The following is a 12,372-nucleotide window of genomic DNA, read 5'->3' on the forward strand; positions in this document are numbered from 1 at the left end:
ACTAACTTATTATCAGGCGTTTTTTAATGCGAGCTTAATCAGTTCTTCTAAAGTAATAGCATTTCCCGATGCTTTCAATATTCGGTCAACACTTTTCTCGGCCGCTGGTTTATTAATACCAAGGGTTATCAAGGCGGATAACGCTTCAGAACGAATAGTATTGTGTGCTGCGTTCTTTAATTCAGGTAATCCGGTAGATAAATTTTCTTTTTTGATTTTATCCTGTAATTCTAGGATAATACGCTGAGCAGTTTTGCTACCAATGCCTTTCACTCCTTGTATGGTCTTCACTTCTCCATTAACGATGGCGTGTTTTAATTCATCAGAAGATAATGAAGATTGAATCATTAAACCGGTGCTGGGGCCAACACCGGAAATGGAAATAAGGCTGAGAAACATTTTTTTCTCAGCCTCTTCTGAAAATCCGTATAGTGTATGCGAATCTTCTTTAATATGTAAATAAGTATGTAATAATATGTTCTCCTTGTCCTTGATTTCGGAAAATGTCTGCAATGAGATATTTACGTGGTAACCAATTCCATTGACTTCTATAATTACATAAGTAGGGTCTTTAAAAACTAATTTACCTTTAAGATAAGTTATCATTATGCTGGTTTTTATGATATTGCTGCGCATCTACTACAGCAATGGCGGTCATGTTAACGATTTCTCTCACAGAACTACCAAGTTGTAGAATATGCACTGGTTTTTTCATTCCAAGTAATATTGGGCCTATAGCCTCTGCACCACCAATTTCCATTAGTAGCTTATATGCAATATTACCTGCGGCTAGGTTAGGGAATATAAAAGTATTAGCTCCTTTGTCAGCTAGTTCGCTGAAAGGATAGTTTGCTTGTTGAATTTTTGTATCTATAGCTACGTTAGCCTGAATGTCTCCATCAATAATTAATTCTGGGAATTTCTCTTTGGCTAATTTTACTGCTTTCTGAACTTTAGCAGGCACTTCTCCTTTGCTAGAACCGAAGTTAGAATATGATAGTACGGCTATTCTAGGTTCCATATCGAAGAATTTAACACCTTTAGCTGTAATGCCTATGATGTCTACAAGTTCTTCAGGGGTAGGGTCTAGATTAACGGTGGTATCAGAGAAGAAGAATGTCCCTTTCTTGTTCATGATAATATACATACCAGCAACTCTCTTTACATCTGGCTCCATGCCTATGATCTGAAGTGCAGGAAGTATAGTTTTAGGGTAATCTTTTGTAAGACCAGAAATAAGTGCGTCAGCTTCATCATGTTCTACAAGCATGCTGCCAAACATATTTCTCTCACGCATAAGTTTCGTAGCTTCATATAGCGTTACTCCTTTTCTTTTGCGTTTTTCGTAATATGCCTTACCAAATTTTTGAATACGATCATTTTCTTCTGATGCATCCATGATGGTGCATTCAGATAACTCAAGGTTATTTTCCTTAATCAGCGTTTGTATCAGTTCCCTATTTCCTAACAAGATAGGAGAGGCGATCTTTTCATCCTGAATAATTTGAGCTGCTTTCAAGATTTTAAGATCATGAGCTTCAGCAAATACTACTCTTTGAGGATCTTTTTTAGCACGGTTGATAACACGAGACATTAATTTCTCATCAATACCAATACGCTTTTGTAATTCAAAGTGGTACTTTTCCCAATCAGTGATTTCTGTTCTGGCAACACCGCTCTCGATGGCAGCCTTGGCTACGGCAGGAGATATGGTAGTGATTAAACGAGGATCTAATGGCTTAGGAATTAAATATTCTTTTCCGAATTGCATTTTATTATCACCATATGCTTTGCTCACCAATTCAGGGATTGGTTCTTTAGCTAAGTCGGCAATGGCGTGTACAGCAGCTAATTTCATTTCTTCATTAATAGCTGTAGCTCTTACGTCTAGTGCACCTCTAAATATGTAAGGGAATCCTAATACGTTATTTACTTGGTTAGGGTGGTCAGAACGACCAGTAGCCATAATAATGTCTTCGCGAGTGCTCATGGCTAAGTTATATTCTATCTCTGGAGACGGATTTGCTAGTGCAAATACAATAGGATTGTCTGCCATTGATTTGATGTCTTCAGGTGTAATACAGTCAGCTACAGAAAGACCAAGGAAGAAATCTGAACCTTTCATAGCTTCTGATAAGCTATCTACGTCTACATCAGTTATAAATTCTGCTTTAGTGCTATCTAAGTTGTCACGTTTTTTGTTGATAACACCTCGGCTATCGCACATGATAATGTTTTCTTTTTTAGCACCCAGCGCCATGTAAATTTTAGTACAGGCAATGGCAGCTGCCCCTGCTCCGTTAACAACGATTTTAATTTCATCAATCTTCTTGTTAACTATTTCTAGGGCATTGAGTAATGCTGATGCCGAAATGATGGCTGTGCCATGCTGATCATCATGCATTACTGGAATGTTCATTTTCTCTCTAAGCTCTGTTTCAATTTTAAAGCTCTCAGGAGCTTTAATATCTTCAAGGTTGATGCCTCCAAAAGTAGGCTCAAGAGATTTTACTATTTCAATAAATTTATCAGGATCTTCTTCGTTGATTTCAATATCAAAAACATCTATACCAGCGAATTTTTTGAATAAAACTCCTTTACCCTCCATTACTGGTTTTGAAGCATCGGCTCCAATGTTACCAAGGCCTAAAACGGCTGTTCCATTGGATATAACCCCCACCAAGTTACCTTTTGCAGTATACTTGTATGATTCTTCGGGGTTTTTCTCTATTTCTTTACAAGGCTCTGCTACTCCAGGAGAATAGGCTAAAGCCAAATCTAGTTGCGAACTAAGTGATTTTGTAGGTACTACCTCTATTTTCCCAGGTTGATCCTGAGAATGGTAGTTTAGCGCGTCTTCTTTTCTAATTTTTATTGCCATGAGATTTTATTTCTAATAACAAAGGCTGAGTCAAAAGAATCATTAACAATCAATTATATCGGATTGATTGTCAGTCAAATGTATAAATACAGTCTTAAGATGCTTTTGATCCAGCCTATTATATTTTAGGCGCTAAAGTTACGAAATAAATGGCTACGCGCCAGAAGATTATTTACTCTCTTTTGTCCTAAAAGTTGATAGTATAACTTCCATCTCCCTCATAAATTCTCTCTGATCTTTACCGGGGCTGTAAACAAAACCTTCTATGTAATAAAGCCTGTTCATCTCTTCATCTAATATGAGATAACCAATGAAAGGTCCTCCCATTGAAATATTATTGGTACGCCACAAACCTTTCATTTTCATAGAATAATGTCCATTCATGGTCAATTGTTCCGTGGTTACAGGAATGTAAGGGACAGTTGTTTCTGTAAGTATGAAGGTGTTTTTATCTTCAGGATCTTCAAATAATTGCTTGTTGGCCACAGAATCTCGGTAAGCAATCAGGTTTTCTTGAGTAAAAGCGTCTTCAGAAGTGTACTCTTTGTAGGTGATGAATAAATCTTTATCACTTTCAGCATTGATTTGTCTAAACCAAACAAAACCAGGCTCATTAACCACGAGTTGATACCCAAAAGGGATTCTCATAAAACAATTGTGGTCTTTTACCAACATGTCTTCACTTCCTTTTACCTCTTTGGCTTTAAACAAACCTTTTTCGAGGCGATCTCTTTCTGCTTTGTTAAAGTACTCTTGAAGTCTGTCTTTATTTTCTTTGATTTTATTAATTAATTGCTCGGAGGTTTGCCCAAATAAGTACATTACCTTTTGGTTACGAGCAAATTCATCGTCAGCAAGGTGAACAAAAAGATTGGGGTCTTTTTGTATTTTTTCTATGGACGTTTTAGAAAAATAATTTCGTACCAGTTTTGAACCTCTATGTTTATCCTCCAAGGTCATTACGAAGATCATGTTTTTGACAGACTTCAAAATGCCTGTTAATTTGCTAGGATCTACATAATTTATTTTAAACATTTTCTCATCTCTAGGAAGACCAGAAACCTCTTCATTAAATGTGGTCCTGATGGTTTTTCCTAGTGCTCCGTTCCACTCGGTTGAGTCCATCACCAGAATGATGTCACCAGCTCTGCCACTAGCTACAGGTAAAAGGTTTTTGTTTTTCTGCTTTCCGTTACCGGAACATCCCCAAATTGAAACAATGGTTAATGCAATAATTAAATATCTCATGTTATTAGCTGTCTGTATAAACTATTAATCCGCAACCTTACAAAAGTCACGGATTAACAATATTTATAATATGATCTAAATCAGTATTTAAAAGGACTCAGGAAGGCTAAAGCCTTTATCTACTAACAATTAGTTTTTGTCCGGGTTTAATATCGTTAGATTTTAACTGATTTAATTTCTTTAAGTCGTCAATGCTCAAGTTCGCAAACTTTCTGGAAATATCCCATAATGTATCTCCTGGCTGAACCACGTACATTTTAGCTCCATTAGCTGCTGCTATAAGCTTAGGAGGAGAACTTGGACTAGAAGAAGGAGTGCTGCTACTTCCGTTTTGCCATATGGCTAGCCTTTGCCCTACTCTAATGGTGTTGCCTCTCAGGTTATTCCATTTTTTTATGTCTGAGATTCGTACGTGATATCTTTGAGCAATTAAACCCAAAACATCGCCATATCGAACTTTGTATACAACTTTATCGCGCCCATAAGTGCTGCCAATAGTGTTTTTTGCTAAGTATTCTAGTTCCTTTTTACCTACTTTAGATGATGAGTCTAAGATAGCTACCCTGTTGGCTTCAAACAATTCTTTTAAATCCGCAGGTATTTTTAAGGCATAACCAGAAACATTTGGAGGTACTACACTTCTTTTTAAACCAGGGTTTAGTCTTTGTAAATCATCTAAACAAAGGTTTACCTGGTTGGCGAAAGTTTCAAAATGTAAATAATCTGATACGTGGATAGTGTCTACTTCCATAGCATACTGCTGATTTTCTTCTATGAAATTGTGCTCATTGGCATAATTCATAATGTATGCAATAGCTATGAACTGTGGTAGATATGCTCTTGTTTCGCGGTGCAGATGTGGGTAGATTTCCCAAAATGTCTTTTTATAGCCAGATCTCCTGATCGCTTTACGAACATTGCCGGGGCCAGTGTTGTACGCTGCAATAGCTAACTCCCAATCATTAAACATCCCGTAAAGCTGCTTCAGGTATTTACATGCAGCTTCTGTAGATTTTTCAGGATCCATCCGTTCATCCATGTACCAATCTTGGTGTAACCCAAAGTGTCTACCTGTAAATGACATGAACTGCCATAAACCTACAGCTTGAGCTCTAGATACTGCGGTGGGGTTTAAGCCTGATTCTACAACAGAGAGAAATTTCAACTCTTCAGGGATACCATATTTTTTTAGATACTTTTCAAAAAGAGGGAAATATTCATTTTTCCTCTTTAGAATCATACGCGTATAATCTCTGTCTTTTACTGCAAAATAGTTAACAAAAGCATGTACGCTGTTATTATAATGCAGTGGAATTTCGCCCTCTATACAAGACAGCCTGTCTTTTATTACATCAAAGCTGGCTTCACCAGGAATGAATTCGTAATCATCTGCAGGGAAATAATAGTCGTCTAGTGTGTCTTTTTCGAATACCGAGAGATCTAGTGTTGGTTCTACTTCTATAGCTGTTTCGTGCTTTACACTTACAGTGTCGTCAAAAATAGAAAGATCAAAAAGTAAGGTGTCATGCTGAGCAAAAATATTGCCGGCACATAACATCAAAATGGTTGAAATAATACCTTTCCTCAATTGAGCTGGATTAAATATTCTGAAAATGCTAATAGTTTATCTTCCTGAAAATCATTGGCTACAATTTGTAAACCAATAGGTAAACCACCTGCATCATTTCCGTTCGGTATTGAAATGGTAGGTAGACCGCTTACAGATGATTGAACAGTAAAAATATCTGCCAGATACATTTCTACTGGGTCTTCACTATGTTCTCCTAGCTTAAATGCTGTAGTAGGAGTGGTAGGAAGCACAATGAAATCATACTGTGAAAGTATCTTTTTAGTTTCATCTCTTATAAGTCTTCGAACTTTTTGAGCTTTGGTGTAGTAAGCATCATAGTAGCTGGCACTTAAAACAAATGTACCAAGCATTATTCTGGTTTTTACTTCATGGCCAAAGCCTTCGCTTCTCGACTTTTTGTACATGGATTCTAGATCCGTAGTTGCCGGACTTCTATAGCCATACTTAGCACCATCGTAGCGAGATAAGTTAGAGCTCGCCTCTGCAGTAGTAAGTATATAATAAGTAGGTAGGAGATAATCAATCAGTTTGAAATCTACTACATCTACATCGTGCCCGTTATCTTTTAGCTTATCAAGAGCCGCCATAGTATGAGTTTTGATTTCATCATTGATGCCATCAGTTTCTAGCGTTTCTTTTATGTAAGCTATTTTATATTTTTTTTCCGGAGCTAAACTTTTTGAGTACTCAGGTACAGGATTCAAAGAAACTGTGCTGTCGTAATCATCCGCTCCGGCTATTACTTCTAAAGTTATAGCTACATCAGAGATGTTTTTTGCTAATATGCCTATGCAGTCAAAAGAAGATGCATAAGCCATGAGGCCGTGTCGTGATATGCGTGAGTATGTTGGTTTTAACCCAATAACACCACAAAAAGCGGCCGGTTGCCTTACAGAGCCTCCTGTATCAGAGCCTAAAGAAACAAGACACATGTTGGCTTGAACAGCTACTGCAGAACCACCAGAAGAACCACCAGGCACTCTTTCTGGATCTGCGGCATTTAATGAAGGGCCGTAGGCAGAGTTTTCGTTTGATGAGCCCATAGCAAATTCATCACAGTTGTTTCTGCCGATGATTATGGCATCTTCATCTATTAATCTCTGCACGGCTGTGCCGTTAAATTGCGATTCAAAGCCAGATAAAATTTTACTTGCAGCTTGTAAGCCATGATCTTGATGGCATAGTACATCCTTAAGGCCTACTACCATGCCTGCAAGCTTGCCTGCTTTACCTGTTTTTATCTTCTGATCAACCTCAATAGCTTTTGCCTTGGCTTCTTCTCCATATACCTCTAAAAAGGCATTGAGATGCTTATTGGTGTTGATATTTTCTAGATAATATTCTACCAGGTCACTGCAAGTGACTTTACCGTTTTTTAAGTCTTCTTGAATTTGACTTAAAGAAGTGTAATGTTTCAAAGGAATTTAGTTTTTGTCAGCCTCTACTTTAGGTGAGTTTACAATGTCTTTATCTCTATTACCTTCAGCCAAGTCTCTTCTTCTATATTCTTCGTCTCTTCTTCTAAACTCTTCTTCGCGTCTTCTGTAGTCTTCTTCGCGTCTTTTTTCTTCGTCTCTTCGGCTAGAGTCATCGATATCTCTTTTGATCTCGTTAGTAGCGTCTTTAAACTCTCTGATACCTCTACCCAGACCTCTTGCTAATTCAGGTATTTTTTTAGCGCCAAAAAATATCAAAACAACAAGGATTATAATAATCCATTCCCATCCTCCGGGCATTCCAATTGCTAGTATGCTTTTCATTGTAATATGTTATTTATTAGATCAACTAACATGTAGTATTCTTGCTTACTTTGGAATCTTAAATGTATGCTTAATCATTTAATTATTCCTATCATTTAATAATAAAAACCTTACAGCAGTTTTATTTTATGTAAACGTGATACACGCAAAGATATACATAAAATAACCATGAGTGAAAGTGTTTATTGGATATAAAAGACAAATGAAACAGAAAAAGTTCGCTTTAGTTTCTATTTAACCATTGTTGTGGATCCGTGGCCTGAGAGTTTTTCCAAATTTCAAACTTCAGCTCAGAAACTCCTTCTTTGTTGGTTAAAATATTTCCGATTTCTTGGCCGGTACTTACTTTTTGTCCCTTTTTAACAAATACATCCTTTAGGCCTGCATATACGGTAAAGTACTCTCCATGGTTTACTAAAACTGTATTTCCTATTAAAGGAACAAATGCTACAGTCTTTACCTCACCACTAAATACTGATTTTACTTTTTCGTTTTCCTTTGTCTGGATGTATATACCTGTGTTATTAAGTACTATGCCCTTAAGTACGGGGTGGTTTTGCCTTCCAAATTTTTGAGACACGAAACCCGATACTGGCCATGGTAGTTTCGATTTATTGTCAGCAAATTGGTTGGATAGTTTTATACTTGCTTCGCTATCTTTTTTCTCCGCAAGTTTTGCTTTAGCTACTTCTTCTTTTATTAAATCATTGATGATTTTATCTAGCCTTGCTACAGCGGTGCGTCTGTCTTCTAGGTCTTTCTTAAGCTTGTTCTCCTGCTGTTGAAGGTTAGAGATAAGGTTGTTTTGCTTAGATTTTAATGTCTCTAAACTTCTGTTTTCAGCAAGTTGCTCGGCCAGTAGAATGTTCTTCTCAGACATTTTACTTTCAATAATTGTAATTTGAGAGCCGAGTGTTTCTTGAACCTTTTTTATTTCAGTAGCCTGCTTTTTGCGAGCCTCACTATATTGGTTCATGTATTCTAGTCTTCTCAAAAACTGATTGAAGCTCTCGGCTGAAAATAAGAAGGTGAGCTTGCTATAACCCTGGTTAGATTTGTAAGCGGCATATACCATGGCTGCATATTCTTTTTTTAATGCATCAAGGTCATTTTGAAGAGACGCAATAATTTGGTTGTTCTCTTCAATTTCTTCATTTAGCAGGTCTATTTCTTTTCTAATAGAACCTATTAAATCTTCTTGGGTTTTGATACGCTGACTTAGTGCATTGAGCTGCCCCAAGGTGTTTTGCTTCTTGCCTGCGGTTTCGGAAAGAATTTTTTCAGCCTCTTCTATTTTGCGTAAATTCTCTTGCTTTTCTTTTTGAAGCTGTTCTTTTGACTTTTGCGCATAAGCTGAAGCGCTAAAAAATAAGAGAAAACATAAAATGGCAATATTTTTACTTACGCTCATACTTCTTAGGAATACTAAAAGGGAATTTTAATTCTTTATCCTCAATTTCAGCTTTATTATATTCAAATTCAATAACTGTATTTAATGGCTCTTTATTGCTTTGGTAAAATACAGATAAAATGGCGGAATAGGGAAATGCATGACCATCTATCATATGAAAGTCGTAGTATCGAACTACAGCCGAATTTTTACTGCTTTTTTCAAGCATTTCAACTCTTTCAATTTTCATAGTCTTTGGGTTTACAAAGTTTTCAATGCTAACCGACCCTGACTTTTGCTTTAACACATAATAATCGTCACGTTTATTAACGTTGTCACTTTTTTGTCTGTCCATTACTAAATTTCCAAGTGCTAATGATTGTATGGATTTATAGTTGACATCAAAGTTGAATTGTTTGCTTAAGGAATCGTAGTTAAATACGTAGTATTCCTTTTTCATAAGGTTTACTATGGTGATAGAGTCTTGACTGATGAGGCAGCGTGCTCCTTGAATTCCTACAGCAGAAAAAGCTATCCAAATTAAGCTGTCCTTTCTTATACGAATATTGGCCTTTGCTTTTAGGTCTAGTTCATCATCTTTATAGTTGATTTTCGCTTTTCCTGAAAAATATTCGAAATCCATTTCTTGTACCTCGAGTTTGTTTTTGTCTAGGAAGTTCCAGCTTATACCAGATGTTTTTTTACTACAAGATGAAAATATAACGATACTGCAGATAAACAGTAGAAGAATGTTCTTATTCATATAATTTTTGGTCAGCTATTTTCTTGTCTATCAGTTTAGAATTAGAGTTTAGTTCTTTTGCTTTTTGCCATTGTTTTACGGCATCTTCTTTTTTGCCTAATTGAAACAGAATGTCTCCATAATGTTCGTAATATACGGCAGTTATGTTTGTGTTGGTGTTTATGGCTTGTTCAATTACTTTCTTAGCTTCTCTGTATTTACCTCTTACATATAGCACCCAGGCATACGTATCTAAGTAAGTAGCATTATCTGGGTTGTACTTTGCTACTTTGGCTGCCATTTTCTCGGCTTTTTCTAAATTTTCTTTCCTTAGTGCTAAGTAATAACTGTAGTTATTGAGAACACTGTAGTTTTCTGGATCAAAATCTAGAGCAGCATCATAAGCTCTATCAGATTTACTAAAATCCTCTTGGGCATTGTATGCATCTCCTAGTATACTATTAAACACGCTAACCAATGCAAGGTTAGCAGAACTTAGTTTTTTTCCTTGTTCTAATGCGTATACTGCTTCTTGGTAGTTTCTTTTTTGAAAATTAGCCAAGCCATTAAAATAGTACAGCGAGCCTTGGTTAGGAAATAGCTCGAGGGCATCTTCTGATAGCATTAGTACGCTGTCAAGCTTATTTTCTTGTAAATATAGCTGAAGCACATTTTGCCATACAGCAAAGTTACCTTGGTTAAGCTCTAATGATTTAAGGTAGGCATCTTTAGCCTTTTTGTTTTCGCCTATAGTTTGGAGTAAGTCTGCATAAATAGTATAAGAATCTGCTACTTCAGGATGTACCTCTACTAATATTTGTGCTAATTCAAGTCCGTAGTTTTTAAGGTCTTCTTTATTAAAGATAATTCTGTATTCTGCTAAGAGTTGAATTTTTTCTTCGGCCGTAAGACTTGTACTATGAAATACTATTTTTAAGTTGCCTATTGCGCTTTCAATGTCTCCTTCTTTTCGTTCTAGTTCAGAAAGCACTAATCGGGCTCTGGTGTGCGTAGGTGCTTTTTTTAAAGTTGATTCTAATATTTCTCTGGCTTCGGTTTCTCTTCCTGCATTTAACAATATTTCAGCTTGCTTGAGTAGGTATTGCTCTATTCCAGGGGTGGCACTTATGAGTTTTTCTCCTTCTTCAAGAGCCTTTTCGGTGTTGCCTAGCTGTAAGTATATTTTTTGCTTTTGTTCGGTTATCTCTTCATTTATGCCATAAATTTCCTCTAATTTATCATACGTCTTTATGGCCTCATCATATTTCTGAGAGTAAAGGTATATCGAAGCTAGTTCTAGTAAATACTGGTTGGTATTTTCTATGTTGGATATTAATGATTCATAAGTTTCTGCGGCCCTATTAAAGTTTCCATTCTCTGTGTAAATTTCTGCAGCAAGTATGTAAAAGTATTTGTTATTGCTGTCAAGTTTTAGGGCTTGCTCTATGTTAGCAGCGGCTTTATTTAGTTCGTGCCCAGCTGCATATATTTGAGCTATTTTGAAATATACAGTAGCATTATCTCCTTGTGTGTCTAGCGATTTTTTAAATAAAACTAATGCTTTGGCATAGTCTTCTAGAATAAAATATTTCTCGCCTTCAGTGAAGTAAAATTCTGCTTCCTGTAGCTTAGAGGCGTTTTTGACTTTAGCTTTCTGACCAAAGGAGGGGTGGTAAACAAAGGCTGAAGCAAATAATATAAAACTTATTACGTGTATGAATTTAAATTTCCTCCAGCCCATCTAGTGTTTTTTATTTCAATGTAGTGTAATCTCCGATACTTAAATCTTGCGGCTTGCCTTCAAAAGTAACGAAATTTCCTAACATGGAGTTTTCGAAGTTTGCATTATTAATATTGGTGTTGCTTTGTATTATTGAGTTTTGGATAATGCTATTTTTTACTACAGTATTTTCTCCAATAGATACATAAGGACCTACCACTGAATTTTCTATTTCTACATTTTTAGCAATATAAACAGGAGGTATAATTACCGTATTAGTTTGCTTAAGGCTGTTAGAGATTAGTTGCTGATCTTTTATGTAATCGAGGTATCTCATATTAGTGAATACGGTAGCATTTTTATTGCCACAGTCTAGCCACTCGCTTACTTCGCCAGGTACAAACTTGGTTCCCTTCTGCTTCATATTCTCGAGCGCTACGGTCAATTGGTATTCGCCCTTATCCATGATGTTGTTGTCTATCAAATATTGAAGCTCATCTTTAAGGTAAGCACCATCTTTAAAGTAATAGATTCCGATTATGGCCAAGTCAGATACAAAAGTTTGAGGCTTTTCTATAAAGTCAGTAATTACTTCGTTATTATCCAGTTTGATTACTCCAAATGCTGAAGGGTCATCAACCTTTTGCACCCACACTATGCCATCTTTAGATGTATCGAGCTTGAAATTGGCTTTGAATAAGGTGTCGGCAAAGGCTACGATTACATTACCAGCCAATAGTTCTTTGGCACATAATATAGCGTGAGCAGTTCCTAATTTTTCATCTTGGTAACATATATGTCCTTCAGCACCTACTGATTGAGCAATAAGTTTTAAGTTTTGCTCTATAGCACTACCAAAGTCTCTGTCTATAATAAAGCCTATGTTGTCGATTTTTTCATCACACACTTTGGCTATATCTTCTACAAGACGTTGTACTATAGGTTTACCAGCAATTGGCATTAAAGGTTTAGGTATAGTCAGTGTATGTGGTCTTAGGCGAGTGCCTTTACCCGCCATTGGTACTATTATATTCATAAGG

At 36.4% G+C, this 12,372-nt stretch carries 10 protein-coding genes; all 10 read right to left on the reverse strand.

Going from position 1 to position 12,372, the window contains the following annotated elements; translation table 11 throughout:
- Positions 1-12 precede the first annotated feature (12 nt).
- Complete coding sequence (gene ruvA, locus ACXACQ_RS07490) at positions 13-606, reverse strand: Holliday junction branch migration protein RuvA (protein ID WP_474975310.1); 594 nt, start codon at positions 604-606, stop codon at positions 13-15.
- Positions 590-2,881: an NADP-dependent malic enzyme gene (locus ACXACQ_RS07495; protein ID WP_474975311.1), complete on the reverse strand. Its 2,292-nt coding sequence runs from the start codon at positions 2,879-2,881 to the stop codon at positions 590-592. Before ACXACQ_RS07495 ends, ruvA begins: the two co-directional genes overlap by 17 nt.
- Positions 2,882-3,049: 168 nt before the next feature.
- Positions 3,050-4,129 (reverse strand): DUF4837 family protein, encoded by a 1,080-nt coding sequence (locus ACXACQ_RS07500; protein WP_474975312.1) that lies wholly within the window; start codon positions 4,127-4,129, stop codon positions 3,050-3,052.
- Positions 4,130-4,244: 115 nt separating this feature from the next.
- The gene (locus tag ACXACQ_RS07505; protein WP_474975313.1) at positions 4,245-5,717 is read right to left on the reverse strand and encodes a lytic transglycosylase domain-containing protein; all 1,473 of its coding nucleotides are present in this window, start codon (positions 5,715-5,717) and stop codon (positions 4,245-4,247) included.
- The gene (gene gatA, locus ACXACQ_RS07510) at positions 5,714-7,138 is read right to left on the reverse strand and encodes an Asp-tRNA(Asn)/Glu-tRNA(Gln) amidotransferase subunit GatA (protein WP_474975314.1); all 1,425 of its coding nucleotides are present in this window, start codon (positions 7,136-7,138) and stop codon (positions 5,714-5,716) included. Before gatA ends, ACXACQ_RS07505 begins: the two co-directional genes overlap by 4 nt.
- A 6-nt stretch (positions 7,139-7,144) precedes the next feature.
- Entirely contained in the window at positions 7,145-7,480 is a 336-nt protein-coding gene (locus ACXACQ_RS07515) for a Sec-independent protein translocase subunit TatA/TatB (RefSeq protein ID WP_474975315.1), read from the reverse strand.
- Positions 7,481-7,703: 223 nt separating this feature from the next.
- The gene (locus ACXACQ_RS07520; RefSeq protein ID WP_474975316.1) at positions 7,704-8,891 is read right to left on the reverse strand and encodes a murein hydrolase activator EnvC family protein; all 1,188 of its coding nucleotides are present in this window, start codon (positions 8,889-8,891) and stop codon (positions 7,704-7,706) included.
- Complete coding sequence (lolB1, locus tag ACXACQ_RS07525; protein ID WP_474975317.1) at positions 8,878-9,633, reverse strand: lipoprotein insertase outer membrane protein LolB1; 756 nt, start codon at positions 9,631-9,633, stop codon at positions 8,878-8,880. The genes ACXACQ_RS07520 and lolB1 overlap by 14 nt, the downstream gene beginning before the upstream one ends.
- Positions 9,626-11,353: a tetratricopeptide repeat protein gene (locus ACXACQ_RS07530; RefSeq protein ID WP_474975318.1), complete on the reverse strand. Its 1,728-nt coding sequence runs from the start codon at positions 11,351-11,353 to the stop codon at positions 9,626-9,628. Before ACXACQ_RS07530 ends, lolB1 begins: the two co-directional genes overlap by 8 nt.
- Before the next feature lie 10 nt (positions 11,354-11,363).
- Positions 11,364-12,368 carry a sugar nucleotidyltransferase gene (locus ACXACQ_RS07535; RefSeq protein WP_474975319.1) on the reverse strand — a complete coding sequence of 335 codons (1,005 nt, stop codon included), beginning with the start codon at positions 12,366-12,368 and terminating at the stop codon, positions 11,364-11,366.
- Between the last annotated feature and the right edge of the window lie 4 nt (positions 12,369-12,372).

It is taken from the genome of Fulvivirga sp. AWR4_260, assembly GCF_056158185.1.